Here is a 14,786-nt window from a genome sequence, read left to right as displayed (position 1 = left end):
CTTCGCGAGCTCTTCCGCTCGTCACATCGATCCTGGGCACGCACCCACGCTCGAGCCGGCTGTGCAGCATTGCCGTCGGCTGGCGGGGCGAGCCAAGGCTCAGACCAGGCACATAGTCGAATGTTTACCATGAGGGTTGCTCGCAAGACGGGTTCAGTCACAGGGATGCTTTTGGGCAGAGATCGACCGAAACTCGCGCCAGTGCTGGTGGCCGCGGCGTTCGCGGCGCTGGCTGGATATAATCATGCCCGCGCCAATCGGGCGCTTGCCAGCCGAGCCCACGGACATGTGATGGAGATCGATGGTGCACGCCTGCATTTTTTGGAAGCCGGCACCGGCGTGCCGTTGCTTCTGCTGCATGGCAACGGGTCGATAGCGGAGGATTTCACGTCGAGCGGCATCTTCGAGAAGGCGGCAAAGACCTACCGGGTGCTGGCATTCGATCGTCCGGGGTTTGGCAGAAGCTCACGCTCGCGGGGCCGGCGCTGGTCGGCTTGCGATCAGGCCGACCTCATACATGCCGCCGCCGCCAAGCTCGGCATCGAGGAATATCTGGTGCTCGGGCATTCCTGGGGAGCATGGATCGCAATCGAACTGGCGCGCAGGCATTCCGCATCGGTCGCCGGCATCATTCTGGTGTCCGGCTACTACTACCCGCAGCCACGGCTGGATCTTGCACTGGCCGCACTCCCGGCCCTGCCGTTGGTCGGCACCGCGTTTCGGCACACGCTGCTGCCATTGCTTGTGAGATCGGCCTGGCCTTGGGCGATGAAGGAGATCTTCCTCCCGGCGATGGTCGCCAGCGAGTTTGCCGCACTCGCCAAAGAAGTCGCCAGCCGCCCTTCACAGCTACGCGCAGTCTGTTCGGAGACGGCTTTCATGTTGGCCGCGGCCCTGTTTACAAAAGCCAGCTATGAGGACATTGCCGTTCCCACCGGGATCGTGGCGGGCGCGGCTGACCGGCTGTTCGATGCGGAACGAAATGCGCGACAACTGCACGCGGAGATCGGCGGCTCTCTCCTCGATATCGTTCCGGGCGCCGGCCACATGGTTCATCAAAGTGCGCCGCGGTCAGTCCTCGCCATGGTCGACAGGGTTGCGCAAATGCATTCCAGGTCGCTACCAGGTCCCTCCTGCAAGGCTTGAGCAGGCGACGAGATCGGGCCCGGGCCGGCGGCATCGGGCGCGGTGCCGTCCAGATGGTCCGAACCTGGGGAACCGACGGAACCGTCGATGGAACCTAAGCTGGCGCCAGACGTATCAAGCGGGGGGCGACAACGTCGCCGGGGGTGGCACCATGACCGCTCGACACTTTGCCGACATGCAGCCGATCCTTCACCACAACATACAGGCCTTGGTCGACCACAGGCAGCAACAGGAGGAGCATCGCGGAATCCAGATGCGGATTGCTGGCGCCATTTCGCGCTTCGCGGGAAGCATGACCTTTGTGTATTTGCATCTTGCGGCGCTGGTTGGCTGGATCCTCGCGAACGTGGGAGCAATCCCAGGCATCCCGGCTTGGGACCCGACTTTCGTGATCCTGGCCATGGTCGCGTCAGTCGAGGCGATTTTCCTGTCCACTTTTGTGCTGATCAATCAGAACAGGATGACTGAACAGAGCGAACGCCGAGCCGAACTGGACCTGCAGATCAGCCTTCTAAACGAACATGAAACCACGCGGCTGATTGAAATGGTGGCTGCTTTGACGGCGCGCTTGAACGTCGCGACGCCGGCCGACGAGGAGCTGCCGCAACTGGCCGAGAACGTCGATCCGCGAAAGGTAATGACCCAAATCCAGGAAGCCTCTCGAGGTCGGCAGAAACCTTGAACAAATGTTTCGCATCCAAGCAGTCCAGCGAGGCACGCTGCTGAAGGACAGCTGGAACTTTCATTCATCAGAACCAGCGCTCATTTCAATCTTCTTTTTTAGCGCCTGAGCCTCGCCTCCGCGCCTTGCTTGCGAAGAAGCGTGCTTCGGGTCAATCGAACAAATCGATACCGGCGCAACCAGCTAAGTCTCTGTCGGACTGCAGCCAGGCAAGCATTCACTCGCTGAGCCTTCGGTTTAGCTCGTCAAGCAATGACCTATGGTCGCTGGTCATGTCCACGTCGGTTGGCAAATCCAACAACTGGCGAAGCTGGCGACTTTCTCGCGCCCGATGAGATCAATTGACGTATCCATAATTCGAGCTTGTCTGTCGGTCGAACTCTGCGGCCGGTCGTTCGAGCCTTTGCTCCGCTGAAAACGAGCGGCAACGACAGCTGCGCACCGGGGCGTCCGGGAGGTCAGCGTGCCTGCCCCTTCATCAGTCCTGCCAGATGTCCGGCTGTCTTGACACCTGGAAAGCTCGAACACATATCGTTTTGCGGTGCGAGCCAGCCCGGCCTGCACCAACCCGAAAAACTCAAACTTCGTTCAACTTGGAGGATCTGATGAACGATCGGATGTTCGAAAGCCCCGTATTCGTGAAGGGCGGGGAAAACATCATCCAGGAGATTGCGTGCCTCGAAGACGCCCTGGAATTTATGTACGAGTGGCCGAAGAATAGACGCGGCCCGATTTACGACACGGCGCTTCGCGCCTGCCAGCGAGCCTTTGATCGGGACTATCCGCTGTCTGCCGCGCGCAACGCTTTCGCGGGTTTTGCCAAGTCGGCCAAAATTATCGAAGAGGTCAGCGCGCCGCTGGCGTGGATGACGGGCAAGGCCAGCCAAGGCGGCGTGGCGGCTTAGCAGTGCTGATGGGAGGTTACGATGCTTTCGAAGCCTTTCACAAAGCCAATCCGTGTATGGGTTGGTCTCGGCTTTCCTCGTCAACTCAACACCGTTGTCGATGCCTACCAGTTCGCCATGGACTATTGCGGCAACAGCCCTGAACAGAGAGCTGCAATTCGAGCCTGCAAGGCGGCATTAACCGGTGATATTGATGCGGAGACGGCGCGAGGCGTTTTCGTGGCGTTTGCCGAGAAAAAAGGCCTGGTGGCCGATGAGTGGGTGCCGCCGCTCGTCAACAACGAAAGGCGCAACCACGCCTGATAATTGGGGCGGTCGCTCTCACGCGGCCGCCTCGCCTGCTTCGGGGCACCGCTGCTATTCAAATATGCCGCGCCAGCGAAGCGATGTGTTCAAGCTAGAACTTGGTCAAGGCGTGACCTTGGCGGGCGAAAGCTTAGGCAGGACATTCGCCATGGATTGAAACGCGATTTCTGCAATCTCTCGGCGACCGGCGGGCTCGACTGGCAGTCGGCATGACGTCCCTCGTCTGGCCTCGAACCATCCGCCGATTGTCCGAAGCCGGACATACGCTTGAAGACTGCCGACCGTTGGCCTTTAATCGTATTGGTTTGGGTGCGGGGTATTCTTGATGACCAACGCTTTTCACACCATCACGGTTGAAAGAGCGGCCGAGGCCTATGTTCTCTCCAGAGGAAAGGCGCGCTTCCTCTCCATCGCACTGCCAATGCGCGCCATCCAAGCGCTGATGCCGATCACGCGTCCCCGGCAGGACACGGGCCAGGAGGGGACTAGTCCTGGCGCGCGCCGAGCGACGCCGTTGCGCGTCTGTTCGACCTGGAGGTTGTTAGATCCCCAGAAGACTAACCCGCCCAAGCGGATTTGAGGAGAAGAGTGCGAGGAAGCGCAGATGGCAAAGCGCAAGCCAAAGCGAATCAGGATTCTTTCCCTGCCTTCGCCCGAACTCATCGTCGAAGCCACGTATTTTGCTCGAAGGTGTGGGATCACCACCGATGAGGCGTTGGCTCTCATCGCCCGAGCTAGCAAAGCCGAGAAGATTCGGGAGCCTAAGCGATAATCCGCGGCCCTTGATCAACCTCATCGTTCGCGGAATCGCCAATTTAAATCTCCAGCGGAATCCAGCGTGCCAGTGCCTAATCGAGGCGCTTGATGCGGCCCCTCTCAAGGCGGAATACTCCGGCATTGCCGCCTTGTTTCTCAAAATCGGTCTGCAATTCATCCCAGGTGCCAAGGTGCTCCCCACAGTCGGCACACAGGATCCGGGTCTCGGGTCGCGCATCATGCGGTATTCTCAGCCGGATGGTAAGGCAATAAGGGCACTCCAGCCGGTGATCGAGAAATTCTTGCGACATCGCACAGCCCTCCTCGCTATCAGACCCCGCGTATCGACGCTTCGGGAAGATCCGTTGGATTGGGGGTCGTGGAATGGAAAGGTTGGCCAGCATCTCAACAGATCGCTGCGTCTGATGCAACTCACTCCTGCCAGGCCTTGCCTCGCGATCCTCTTCAGCGCTGTCGCCTTCTCGATTTCCGTCTGCCGCTGGATATCCGGACGATAAGACCAAGTGCCGTCGCCGCGGGCGCGCGTTTGGCGTCGCGGGGCCGTGCTCCTGGCTGGGCCTGGTTCTTTCGAACCGCCAGGCGACAACGGTCGATTTGATCGATTGCGCCGCTGATCACTGAGGTACGTTCGGCGCAGGCGGCCACAATGGCGATTCCAGGTCTATTTGTTCGGGATTGCATGGTGCAGTCCGCTGGGTCGAAGCCCAGCCACTCCGACGCACCACAGTAAGCGCCGCAACCCGCCGACGGCAAGATCGTCATGTTAGATCCTCACGCCACAACAGGGGCAAGAGCCTCGTAAATCGTTCCTTGTAACGTCAGGTACTGTATCTGACTTCAAGAGCGTCAGCTATTCGCTCGCAAAGCAACTCCCCTGTTGCTACATTTATGTGAAGGCACAGGCGCTCTCCTCGATTGCCAACGAGAATTATCGCGATGCCTTCATCTGTGTAGTCGGCACCCGATTCAACATCCACCAGCCTGAAATTGCGAGGGACTTTACCCGGATCGGTGGACATATTCGCACCCCATCGGCGGCTATTCGGCAGCTGACTTTCGGATTATCCCACGTCAAGCCCTGCCATTGCAATGAGACGGACGATCAAGGAACTGAACGTTTGAATCGTGCCGTATCCGAGCCGGCAAAAACACCTCGCAATGACCAACTCGTCATAGACCCAGGGATCACTTTAATATCCTTTGTTTTCGCTGAAAGGCCTTGGCACCCTTGATGAGTGACTTGATCGCCTCGCCGGCGTCCTGCCAGCCTTTCAGCTTGATTGTCTTGCCCGTGCCCACCACGGAGAACAAGAAGAACTGCTCTATCTCCTCGCGCAAATCCTGCGGCACATGGTCGACGGCGATGGGCTCGTCGAGGGCGTCCTCCTTGCGCGGGCAGAAAATATAGCGATCGTTCCTGAACACGGTCCCGTGCGGATCCTTCTGCCTCACCCGCAGCGCACCGAGCAGGTCGCATCGGATGACCACGCCTGGGGCCGTGGCCGCCTGGTGGATCACCATGCCGTCAAGCGGATCACCGTCATCGCCGAGGGTGGAGGGTACGAAGCCCCAATCATACGGGTATGTGTTGCCGACCGGCAGCGGCCTTGAATATTGGAAGACACCCGTCTTCGGCTCGTAAGCGAGCTTTGCCGCTGCTCCCCTTGGCGTTTCGATCACGACGCGAAACAGGTTCCGGGTCTTCGTCGGTAGTTTCAAGAAATTTGTCATAGCCATACATCCGAGAGCGCCATCGCAGTAGCACGCGCGACGAAGCAAAAGGTTCCCGTTTTGCCAGCCGACAAATGGAACCAGCTTTGGAAGCGGATGTTCAACATCGCAGCGAAAAGGGAGAGTTTGATGGCTAAGGTTTCGCCGCATGCGCTGAAAGGCGCCGGCTACGTGATTTCAACCACAAGCGTCATATTGCTGGCGGTGGTCAGTTGGAAAGGTGCCTCGCAAGATCCGATGCTTGCCGCATGCCTGTTTGGTGGTGCCGCAACCTCGATAGCTGGCATGTGCTGCCGCTGGACTTCCTATGCGATCGAAAAGCGCCGGAAGCACATGCAAAGGGATGCTTTGGGGAGCGTATGACCGTTAGTCGACGTCAATGACCGCGCGCCGGCAAAGCCAGTTGCCGCTGCCGTGCCCGTGGTCCAAAGGGGTGCCAAAGCGCGTGAAAATACATCGCCGACAAGGGCATGAATGGCTTGTTGATTGCCAGGAGCGCTCGCCCACGATGGGCACCACCGACGCCCTTGTCTTTTCTCGCTCGCCCGATAGTCTCTTCGGGGCGTTCTGAAGGCAGCCATGGCCAGCGAATATCTGAACCACCTTTTGGAGTGCCCCTTTTGCGGCACTATCCGGTTGCGGATTCCCAGCGACGCCCAGCCGCTGACGCCGATCACTTGCGCCGATTGCGGCAAATATCTCGGCACATGGGATGAGTTGCAAACCGATTTCGAGCTGCAAGGCGGCACGGATGGCGTGTTCCGTCTCGACGAGGGGCGCATCAAGAAGCTCGACTAAAGCGCGTCGCGTCGAAACGGATTCATGCGACGCGCTTCAGGTCCTTGTTTTTACGCATGTCGTTCTCCCAAAATCGAGGTCACTTTTGGGCGACATGCGTTAACCCGGAAAGAGCATCTCCGCTCGCTCGTGTGAGGTGAGCGCCCATCCATTTTCAGCCTGTCGTAAGGCTGACGAGCAACACGGCCACCAGGATCGATAACGGCACCGCCATGAACAGTGCTGCCTCCAGAAGACGGGTTTCCTTGTCTCTGAACATCAGGCCAAACCTCACATCTCGGTGCTGTATGCTGGGGGAATTGAGGGTTCGCTCGCCGCATGGGAGCGGCGTGCGAACCCTATCGGCGCAGGAAGGGACGTTAGCTGCGCCAATCTGCAAACCTTCGTGGTCGCTTCTCCTGAAGGGTCAACTGAGGGCAATACCAACCACCATGAAGGTGATGGCCACGGCGAATATTGGTGCGAGCAACCAGCGCGCTTGTCCGACACTCCTATCCATCAACTTCCTCCCACAAACTTGCAGCGAACAACGACCGCAAAAGGTGGCTGTTCCCGCTAAGGGGTTTGGCAGGACTTTTGCGTTTCGCGATTGGACCTAAGTCCGATGTCCGCCCGACCGAAGCCCTAACTCGGGAACGTTTGTCACCGGGCCAAGTTCGGTCCGGGCGCGGCAACGGCAGTCGTACCGCGCTTATTTTTGCGAAGGAGGAACTCATGAGAATGCATCTTGCCGCCGCCGCTGCGGCCCTGTTGCTAGCAGGTATTGGCGCAGCCGCGGCGGAGGACGTCGTCATCCAGCCCGAGCAGGAAACAGTCATCAAGGAATATGTGAAGAAGCAGCCACTGGCTTCAGTGAAGGTTCCTGGTGTGGAACTCAACGTCGGCACGGCTTTGCCCGATACCGTCGAACTCCACGAAGTTCCCAATGTCAAATATCGCTACACCGTGATCGACAACCGGACGGTTGTCGTCGATCCGAGCACCCGCAAGGTCGTCAAGATCATCCAGTAGGGGCGATCGCAGCATTTGGCCCGCCGCCCGGCGAGGCGGCGGACCGGATCCACAAAAACTTCAACATGGTGTGAGAACTTGGATGCCGCTCTCCGCAGCATTGCTGACTTGCAAAATGACGTTCGAATGTCCCGAATGCGGTTTCGCATTCGTAAAGCACGGTAGCTGGTTTCAGAGTGTTTCGTGGTATGAGTGCGAGGGTTGTCGACGCCGGATCCGGATCACCTATCCCGACAAGCTCAAACTCTTCGCCAGGTATCAGCAGGCGCCGGACCCGACGACACAGCGTCCCGGACTGCGGCACAGAATGGACGTGGCAACTACCCGATGAAGTGAATGACGAACCGGCTTTCGCGCAATTTGCATCGCAAACCGACGCCTGGGGGTGCGTCAAGGTTTCGCCCAACCCTGGCAGGACGCTTTGACTTCTGAAAATGCCGTCGATCTCGGTCCCCACTCCGTCGAAGTTACCGGAAACATGGGCGAATGGTTTGTTCGCCTTGTACGCGGCGGTAAAAGTTACATCCTGGTTTTTGAACTCGAGTCTTGTGCCCGCGCCTATGCGGAGGGCCAGCGAGCGGCTCTGGTCCGCCATCGAAGGCCGCCTCGCACGTCAGGAGCGGTCGGCGACTGAGATCGGGGGCAGGCAGGCCCTTCCCTCAACGTGCGCTTAACGCAACCATGCGGTCGAGCGCTGCCGACAGGCCGTTGAGCGACACCGGAAATGTCAGCGCGGTCTCGGCGGCGGTGGTGACATTGAGCTTCAGCACCGAGCCTACCTTCATCTTTCCAAGCGTCGGCCGATCAATGGGAAACACCACGATGCAGCCCGTTGGCAGGCAGGTCCTCAATCGCTGCTGCGCCATTGGCGGCTGATCGTCGATCTGAGGCGTCACGCCCGGATCGAACAAGATGCCGAAAGGCAGCAGCAACGTTCCAATCAACCCACCCTTCTGCCCCACGCGCAACTCCACGGCCAGAAGCCTCTGGCCGTTTTTCTGCGTCTGGTCCTGTGTGACCGTGCAGACTCGGGCATTGTCCTGCATGCTGCAGGCCAGCTGCCAGTCCTGATAGGTTTCCTGCAGCGACGACGCGCCGTTCGGAAGCGAGGCCGGCTGTTGCTGTTGCTGCGCCAGAGCAGCCGGCACCGAAGCAGCGAAGGCAACCGCGCTGATGGCGGCCGCCTTCAGGAAAACATGTCTATGAACCACGGATTGCGACTTTCTCTTTCGTCGAAGGGACACCGTCAACCGGCGTCACGTACAGACCCACTCGCGGATCTGGCATTGGGCTCCCCCTGCCTCGCAGGCGCGCAAGGCGAGGTCTTCCGCTTCCCGGCGGGTCTCGGCGGAGTTGACGCCCCAGGGCGTGAACCGGTTGGCTTGCTTCTCGGCCACGGCCAGCGCGCCACAATGTTTGTAGGGAAAGCCGGTCTGGTCGTCATCATCCCAATGGCGGTGGTTGCGGAACACGGCAACGACGTTGCAAGCCTTTCCGCCCGCGTCCTCGCAATGCTTGAGCGCGATATCCATGGCCTCCTGTCTTTTGTCGGCGCCCCAGAAGAAGCCGTGCCGGACGTCGGTGCTGGAATAGGCGATCGCCGCCCAGATGCCTTTTTCCTCTTGCGGCGGCTGCGACGGTGCAACCGACAGATCGGCCGAGACGACCTGCCCGGTCCAGAGCAAGGCCATGCAGAAAACGGCCAAAGGTCCCTGTCTCATCTCAGCAATCCTTTCCGCTGGCCCATCCGTTTCGTGCTCTCACTTGGCCGCCGACGCGATGGAAATCACCACGCAGCTGTTGCCGGTCGGCAGCAGCAGGGCTTCACCTGTGTTGCCGCCGAGTTCGTACACCTCGACCTGACCGAGATGATCGGTGATCTTGCTGCCTTGCGGCAGCATGGACAGGACGTCCGCGCACGGGCTGGCGAACGGCGCCACCCGCACCATCGCCCCCTCGCAGCCGGTGGCGGTGGGTGATGCGAAAACAACGCCGGCGGCCGGACCGCTATAGCGCTCCGTCGCGTAGTCCATGCCGACAAATGCCTGCACGGCATGCTTGTCGGCGGCCTGATCGTTCCACAGTGACTTGACGCTGTATTTCGTGCCGGTCGTCAAAAGCTGTCCGAGCACGGGAAAGACGGTCGAACAGGCCTGCACACCGGCCTGCTTGACGTGCTGCAGGAAAGGCGAGTCCGGGAGCGCGGGCGGCTCGGTCCCTGCCTGCGCGGCCGTCGGTGTGCCGACGAGACCGGCGATCGCGGCATAGTTCGCGGCGGCGAATCCGATGCCCATCAGGGCCAGCCCCAAGAGCGCAAATCCGATGACGCGCGGCCACCGCCGCGGCGCGCGCACGGGCTCGATCACCCTTCGCCGATCCGCCTCGACATTCGGGCTGCCGCGTGTCGCGGATATGAACGGATCCTGTTGCTGGCTCATGGCGATGCCTCGTTACTTGATTGGCGCAAGGGCTTCCGACAGCCCTTTGAGCGTTGCGGTCACGGTGATGGTCTGGCCGTCGACGGTTGAATAGGAGATCGCCGGCGTTGCCTTCTGCGCTATCTGCTGGCGCATCAGCGGCCCCACCGGCAGCATGCCGACACAGACCATTTCGTTGCAGCCGTCGAGATGCACGTCGATCGGCTGTTTGCCATCGAACTTCAACGACACCGGGCCGTCGCTCCTGGCGTTCGGCGCGGTCCGCACGATCATGTACGGCTTGCCGTCCTGGGTGGCGGCAAGCGACCAGCTGAAGGCCATCTTGCCGGCTCCGTCCTCGATCACCTGCGAGACGTTGCACACCTTCTTGCGGGCCTTCAGGTTCTCGTCGCAGATCAGCGTCCAGTTCTCGAAGGGACGGATGGTGCGCTGGTATTGCCCGAGCTTCACGTCGGGAGGCACGACCACATCCGAACGCTTGATCCTGTAGGGCGAAGCCACCTGCGCGGCAGCCGGCGCCGGCCCGCCGGCAAGCGCCAGGCAGGTCAGCATGGCCACGGCAATTGCATCTAGGCCGGCATGGCCTGTTCGCCTGTCCATTCCCGCCTCAAATCCCCCTTCAGTTCAGCGTGAAGCTCAGGCCGGCGCCGACGCCGACGTTTCCATCGGCGGCCGTGCCCGACACATTGCCGCGGATGCGCCCATCCTCGCTTGTGTAGCCCGCGCCGAAGGCGAAGGCGCTCGAGTCGCGCCAGAAGCCGCCGCCCGCCGCCACGCTCAGCTTGCCGGGACGATCGTCGTAGCGCAGCGAGGCCGCGGCGAGGCCGATTGCCGCCGCCTGCCGTGCCTCGTCCCTGATGCCGCTTATGTCGGAATTGAGCTGGCTGAACTTCTGGTCGGTATAGTTGTTAGCCTGCTGCAGGGTCGTGACCGCCACCTGGTCGGTGTAGCTCTTGGATTGGGCCAGGTTCAGGTTCAACTGGTTGACGTTGACCGCATCGGTGCCGGTAACGCCTGGGCCGACATTGGAGATAACGACAGGCGCATTCGGGTCGCCGCCTTGCAGCGTTATCTTATTGGTCTTGGTCGTCGATCCGTCCGGATTGGTGACGGTGTCGTATTGCACGGTGTTTTGGACGGTGCCGCCGATGCCGCCGATCGTTTTGGTCAGATCCTCGATCGCCGTGTTGGTGGCGTAGAGCTGCGAGCCGTTGATCGCGTCGGTGCTGTCGGAGGAAACGCGTCCGGCGGCGACATTGGTGATCGTCCTCTCCGCGCCGGTATCGCCGACGCTGACGGTTCCGACCGGGTTCGTGCCGGCAAAGGCGTAGCTCTTGCCGTTGATGGTTGTGCTGGGCGTGCCGACCGCGGTCTGCGACACCGAGCCGGAGCCGAGCGCCACATCATTGGCATTATTGGCCTTTGCGCCTTGGCCGAGCGCCACGGCACCTTGCCCAGCGGCTGTCGAGCCATGGCCCGCGGCCAGGCTGTCGGCGCCGTTCGCCACGCTCTCCGGTCCCATCGCGACGCTGTTCGTGCCACTGGCGACCGAGTCGGCCAGCGTCGAATTGGCATGGAAATACTTGATGCCGCCGCCATTGGCGATGTTGGTGAGCGCATTGTCGACGGCCGTGAAGCCATCATAGACGGTCGAGTAGTTGTTGCCCTGGATGATGTAGGTCGGGCCGGTGATCGAGCCGTCGGGATTGACCGTGGTGCCGCCGCCGAACAGGTTGGAGACGTTTTGCGACACGCCGCGCAACTGCGAGACGTTGACGGCGTCGGTTTCGGCCGAACCCGCCGCGACATTGGTGAGCTTGCGCTCGGCCCCGGCGGAACCAACAGAGACTTCGCCGGCCGATGTCTGCGGGCTGGTCAGGGCAAAGGCCGTGTAGCCAGCCTGCGCGCCGACGGTGGTGATCGACGACGCGCCCAGCGCCACGCTGTTGGCGAAGGTGCTCTGGGCGCCGGCGCCGAGCGCCACCGACTGGATACCGGCGGCGGTCGAGTCGGTGCCGAGCGCGATGCCGTCGGCCAGCATCACATGGGCGTTCTGGCCGATGGCCGTGCCGCCGGGCGCGGTCTGATCGACGATGGCGCCATTGCCCATGCCGATGCCGTTGTCGCCGTTGACGACCGTGGTCGGGCCGACCGCGACCGACTCGGCGCCCACGGCGAGCGAGTCGCCCGCCGCCGAGTTGGCGTGGAAATACTTGCTTGGCGTGCTCGCCACCGAGGCGATGGCCCCCTGCAGCTGGCGGACTGTGACGGCATCCTGCGCCTCCGTACCGTCGGCCACATTGATGATCTGCCGGTAAGACGTATCCGTGCCGACCGACACGGCGCCGAGCAGCGCCTTGTCCGTCGTGTTGTACTGGATGAAGTTGGTTGGACCGGCCGCGATCTGGCCTGTGTCGGGCGCCAGGGGCCGGTCGGAGACCGAGCCTGAGCCAAGCGCGACGCCGCCATCGACGCTCGCCTGGGTGCCGCGCCCGAGCGCCAGCGCGCTGTCTCCGGTCGCGGTCGCCTGGTAGCCGACGGCGGTGGAGCCGACGCCTTGCGCGAAGGCATCGGTTTGCGCCAGGCCGCTCTCGTTGGTGCGGGCGTAGCGGATGCCCTCGCCATTGGCGTTGGTATAGGCGGTCGAGGTGTCGCCGGCGATGTTGTTGATCGTATTGCCGAGATTGGCGATGTTGCCGCCGATATTGGCGATGTCGGTGGTGTTCTGCGTCACCTGCTGGTTGGTGGCGAAGAGCTGCGAACCATTGACGGCATCGGTCGAACCGCCGTTCAACTGCCCGGCCGCGACATTCTGGATCTGGCGCTCGGCGCCGGCCGAGCCGACAGAGAAGGCTCCGGCCGGCGTGCCGCCGGCGAAGGTGTAGTTGACGCCGCCGATCGTCGTGCCGCCGACAGTCGTAGTGGCGCCCGATGCCGAATTGAGGCCGATCGCGACATCGCCGGCATTGTTGGCCACCGCGTTGGGGCCGACAGCGACGGAATCGGCGCCGAGCGCCTGGGAGTCCGCCAGCGTCGAGTTGGCGTGGAAATACTTGATGCCGCCGCCGACGTTGATGTTGTTGAGCGCGGCGCCAATGGCGTCGACCGCCTGGTTGGTGGCGAAGAGCTGCGAGCCGTTGATCGCATCCGTCGAGGAGCCGCTGATTCGTCCCGCCGCGACATTGGTGACGGTGCGCTCGGCGCCGACCGCGCCGACGCTGACCGTCGAGGTCGGGTTGGTGCCCTGGAAGGCGTAGGTCGTGCCGTTGATCACCGCATTGGGCGTGCCGACCGCTACGGCGGTCACCGAGCCCGAGCCCAGCGCCACGTCGCCGGAACTCGCCGCCGCCGTCGCGCCATTGCCGAGCGCGACATTGCCGATGAACCCGGCAGCACCCGCGGTGGAACCATTGCCCAGCGCCACCGAGCCCTGCCCGATCGCCTTGTTGTTGTTGCCGATCGCGACCGCGCCAGCGGCCTGGTTGGCGGCGGTTGCGGTTGCCGTGCCGTCGCTGTTGGCGATGTTGTTGGCGCCGCCGACGAAGGCACCATTGCCGCTGGCATAGCTCGGATCGCCGATCGCCACCGCGCCGTCGCCATAAGCGGTGTTGCCCGAGCCGATGGAGACCGCCTTGCCACCGGTCGCCGTCGCATTGGTGCCTATCGCCACCGCCTCGGCGGAATCCGCCTTGGCGTTCGTGCCGACGGCGATGGCGCTCTGGGCGCTGGCAGTCGCGGCCAGTCCCAGCGCGATTGCTTGCGCGGCGGTCGCAGTGGCGTTGTTGCCGAGCGCCGTGGCGGAGACATTAGTAGCCTGGGCTCCCGAGCCCGCCGCGACCGAACCGACCCCGCTCGACACGGCCTGATTGCCGAGCGCCAGCGCGAAGTTGCCCGAAGCATTGGCGGTACTGCCGAGCGCTGCCGAGCTTTGTCCCGCCGCACTGGCCTGAAAGCCCACGGCTGCCGATAGGCTGCCGCCCGCTACGGTGCCGATGCCGAGCGCGGTACTGCCGGCTCCGCTGGCGTTGGCGCTGACGCCGGCAGCGAGAGAGTTGTCTCCTATCGCATTCGCTCCAGACCCGAATGAAGATGAGTTTACGCCGCTGGCGACGGCCTCGCGGCCGACCGCGGTGGAATTGGCGCCGCTGGCGACCGACGACCAGCCTCCGGCGAATGCATAGTTGGCGCTGGCCGTGGAACTAACACCGACCGCGGTGGCGTTCCCGCCCGAAGCTTTGGCGAAGGTGCCCAAAGCACTAGAGCCGGCCCCGGTGGCATTGGCTTGGACGCCAAGCGCCACCGAATTCACTCCACTTGAGATCGTGCCGGCGCCCAGCGCCATTGCCCCGCCGCCGCCCGAGGCATTCGCATCCTGGCCAAGCGCCACCGAATATAGTGCCGACGAACTGGACCGGGTTCCTATCCCAATCGCGTTGAGCGCAGATGCCGTCACATCCGTGCCGATGCCGATGGCGCCCACAGCAAGGGCACCTGTGTTCGCAACGGTGCGCGCGCCAAGATAAACGGAGTTCAGCTGTGAAGCGATCGACTGGAAGCCGATGGCGATGGCATTCTGGTTTCCCGCGTTGGCGCTGGTGCCTTGGGCAATGGAATCGATCCCCGCTTGCGCCGCTCCGTTTCCAACCGCGATGCCGCGCAGCCCGTTCGCCGTCGAGCCAGGCCCGACCGCTACGGAACTAGCGCCGGTCGCGGTTCCGCCGCCCGCCGCATACTGCGCATGTGCCGGGCCGGCATGGAGCGCCGACAGCGCCAGCACGGCAGCACTCGCCAGAAGACCCTTCTTGCGCGCCCAGCGACTGTCAAAATTCCCCGCCTGATGCTGGACAAGAGAACGACTTGAAAAGCGATTGTCGGTCATGGCCCCTCTCCGCCTGCCGTCCGGCTCGAAAATGCCGGAACAGTTCGAACTTTTGGCAGAAAGACACGATTCGGGTCCGCAGTATTTCAAGAACTTGCTGCCTTGAAAGAAAA

The 14,786-nt window shown here is 62.2% G+C and carries 15 protein-coding genes; 7 read left to right on the top strand and 8 right to left on the bottom strand.

The annotated features are described in order from the left end of the window. Window positions 1-201: 201 nt before the first annotated feature. The 4 genes from FJ958_RS10480 to FJ958_RS10465 all read left to right on the top strand — a co-directional run bounded on the left by FJ958_RS10480 (window position 202) and on the right by FJ958_RS10465 (window position 3,036). Window positions 202-1,146: an alpha/beta hydrolase gene (locus FJ958_RS10480; RefSeq protein ID WP_246679572.1), complete on the top strand. Its 945-nt coding sequence runs from the start codon at window positions 202-204 to the stop codon at window positions 1,144-1,146. Between the two features lie 151 nt (window positions 1,147-1,297). Continuing rightward, the gene (locus FJ958_RS10475; protein ID WP_140742199.1) at window positions 1,298-1,828 is read left to right on the top strand and encodes a DUF1003 domain-containing protein; all 531 of its coding nucleotides are present in this window, start codon (window positions 1,298-1,300) and stop codon (window positions 1,826-1,828) included. 605 nt (window positions 1,829-2,433) lie between these two features. After that, window positions 2,434-2,733, top strand: a complete 300-nt coding sequence (locus FJ958_RS10470) for a DUF982 domain-containing protein (RefSeq protein WP_140742197.1) — start codon at window positions 2,434-2,436, stop codon at window positions 2,731-2,733. A 21-nt stretch (window positions 2,734-2,754) separates the two neighbouring features. Continuing rightward, the gene (locus FJ958_RS10465) at window positions 2,755-3,036 is read left to right on the top strand and encodes a DUF982 domain-containing protein (RefSeq protein WP_140742195.1); all 282 of its coding nucleotides are present in this window, start codon (window positions 2,755-2,757) and stop codon (window positions 3,034-3,036) included. A gap of 851 nt (window positions 3,037-3,887) precedes the next feature. On the opposite strand, the gene FJ958_RS10455 is transcribed toward FJ958_RS10465, so the two are convergent. Together FJ958_RS10455 and FJ958_RS10450 are read right to left on the bottom strand one after the other, a co-directional pair. After that, window positions 3,888-4,106 carry a hypothetical protein gene (locus tag FJ958_RS10455; protein ID WP_140742191.1) on the bottom strand — a complete coding sequence of 73 codons (219 nt, stop codon included), beginning with the start codon at window positions 4,104-4,106 and terminating at the stop codon, window positions 3,888-3,890. 895 nt (window positions 4,107-5,001) lie between these two features. Then, window positions 5,002-5,547: an inorganic diphosphatase gene (locus FJ958_RS10450; RefSeq protein WP_140742189.1), complete on the bottom strand. Its 546-nt coding sequence runs from the start codon at window positions 5,545-5,547 to the stop codon at window positions 5,002-5,004. A gap of 129 nt (window positions 5,548-5,676) precedes the next feature. On the opposite strand from FJ958_RS10450, the gene FJ958_RS10445 reads away from it, so the two are divergent. The 3 genes from FJ958_RS10445 (at window position 5,677) to FJ958_RS10435 (ending at window position 7,356) form a co-directional block, all read left to right on the top strand. Continuing rightward, window positions 5,677-5,910: a hypothetical protein gene (locus FJ958_RS10445; RefSeq protein WP_140742187.1), complete on the top strand. Its 234-nt coding sequence runs from the start codon at window positions 5,677-5,679 to the stop codon at window positions 5,908-5,910. Window positions 5,911-6,126: 216 nt separating this feature from the next. Beyond that, on the top strand, window positions 6,127-6,345 hold the full coding sequence (locus FJ958_RS10440) for a hypothetical protein (RefSeq protein ID WP_140742185.1): 219 nt from the start codon (window positions 6,127-6,129) through the stop codon (window positions 6,343-6,345). A 714-nt stretch (window positions 6,346-7,059) separates the two neighbouring features. Further along, the gene (locus FJ958_RS10435; RefSeq protein ID WP_140742183.1) at window positions 7,060-7,356 is read left to right on the top strand and encodes a DUF1236 domain-containing protein; all 297 of its coding nucleotides are present in this window, start codon (window positions 7,060-7,062) and stop codon (window positions 7,354-7,356) included. Here FJ958_RS10435 and FJ958_RS31570 read toward each other — a convergent pair. From FJ958_RS31570 to FJ958_RS10400, 6 genes are all read right to left on the bottom strand, one after another. Then, complete coding sequence (locus tag FJ958_RS31570) at window positions 7,346-7,951, bottom strand: hypothetical protein (protein WP_181176352.1); 606 nt, start codon at window positions 7,949-7,951, stop codon at window positions 7,346-7,348. The two genes, FJ958_RS10435 and FJ958_RS31570, sit on opposite strands and share 11 nt — an antisense overlap. A gap of 64 nt (window positions 7,952-8,015) precedes the next feature. Next, complete coding sequence (locus FJ958_RS10420) at window positions 8,016-8,504, bottom strand: invasion associated locus B family protein (RefSeq protein ID WP_246679571.1); 489 nt, start codon at window positions 8,502-8,504, stop codon at window positions 8,016-8,018. 108 nt (window positions 8,505-8,612) lie between these two features. After that, window positions 8,613-9,077, bottom strand: a complete 465-nt coding sequence (locus FJ958_RS10415) for a DUF4189 domain-containing protein (RefSeq protein ID WP_140742175.1) — start codon at window positions 9,075-9,077, stop codon at window positions 8,613-8,615. 39 nt (window positions 9,078-9,116) lie between these two features. Continuing rightward, window positions 9,117-9,794, bottom strand: coding sequence for a hypothetical protein (locus tag FJ958_RS10410; RefSeq protein ID WP_140742173.1), 678 nt, complete (start codon window positions 9,792-9,794; stop codon window positions 9,117-9,119). Between the two features lie 12 nt (window positions 9,795-9,806). Then, window positions 9,807-10,346 carry an invasion associated locus B family protein gene (locus FJ958_RS10405; RefSeq protein WP_140742245.1) on the bottom strand — a complete coding sequence of 180 codons (540 nt, stop codon included), beginning with the start codon at window positions 10,344-10,346 and terminating at the stop codon, window positions 9,807-9,809. Window positions 10,347-10,413: 67 nt separating this feature from the next. Next, window positions 10,414-14,673, bottom strand: coding sequence for a YadA-like family protein (locus FJ958_RS10400; protein WP_140742171.1), 4,260 nt, complete (start codon window positions 14,671-14,673; stop codon window positions 10,414-10,416). Between the last annotated feature and the right edge of the window lie 113 nt (window positions 14,674-14,786).

The sequence above is a fragment of the Mesorhizobium sp. B2-3-5 genome (genome assembly GCF_006442395.1).
In the GTDB taxonomy this organism is placed as follows: Bacteria; Pseudomonadota; Alphaproteobacteria; order Rhizobiales; family Rhizobiaceae; genus Mesorhizobium.
The sequence above is the reverse complement of the archived record's forward strand: the minus strand, read 5'-3'. Positions and strand labels throughout refer to the sequence as shown.

Coding starts and splice junctions, on each gene's coding strand:
- FJ958_RS10475 (WP_140742199.1), top strand. CDS start 1,298: ATGACCGCTCGACACTTTGCCGACATGCAGCCGATCCTTCACCACAAC.
- FJ958_RS10470 (WP_140742197.1), top strand. CDS start 2,434: ATGAACGATCGGATGTTCGAAAGCCCCGTATTCGTGAAGGGCGGGGAA.
- FJ958_RS10465 (WP_140742195.1), top strand. CDS start 2,755: ATGCTTTCGAAGCCTTTCACAAAGCCAATCCGTGTATGGGTTGGTCTC.
- FJ958_RS10455 (WP_140742191.1), bottom strand. CDS start 4,106: ATGTCGCAAGAATTTCTCGATCACCGGCTGGAGTGCCCTTATTGCCTT.
- FJ958_RS10450 (WP_140742189.1), bottom strand. CDS start 5,547: ATGACAAATTTCTTGAAACTACCGACGAAGACCCGGAACCTGTTTCGC.
- FJ958_RS10445 (WP_140742187.1), top strand. CDS start 5,677: ATGGCTAAGGTTTCGCCGCATGCGCTGAAAGGCGCCGGCTACGTGATT.
- FJ958_RS10440 (WP_140742185.1), top strand. CDS start 6,127: ATGGCCAGCGAATATCTGAACCACCTTTTGGAGTGCCCCTTTTGCGGC.
- FJ958_RS10435 (WP_140742183.1), top strand. CDS start 7,060: ATGAGAATGCATCTTGCCGCCGCCGCTGCGGCCCTGTTGCTAGCAGGT.
- FJ958_RS31570 (WP_181176352.1), bottom strand. CDS start 7,951: ATGGCGGACCAGAGCCGCTCGCTGGCCCTCCGCATAGGCGCGGGCACA.
- FJ958_RS10415 (WP_140742175.1), bottom strand. CDS start 9,077: ATGAGACAGGGACCTTTGGCCGTTTTCTGCATGGCCTTGCTCTGGACC.
- FJ958_RS10410 (WP_140742173.1), bottom strand. CDS start 9,794: ATGAGCCAGCAACAGGATCCGTTCATATCCGCGACACGCGGCAGCCCG.
- FJ958_RS10405 (WP_140742245.1), bottom strand. CDS start 10,346: ATGCTGACCTGCCTGGCGCTTGCCGGCGGGCCGGCGCCGGCTGCCGCG.
- FJ958_RS10400 (WP_140742171.1), bottom strand. CDS start 14,673: ATGACCGACAATCGCTTTTCAAGTCGTTCTCTTGTCCAGCATCAGGCG.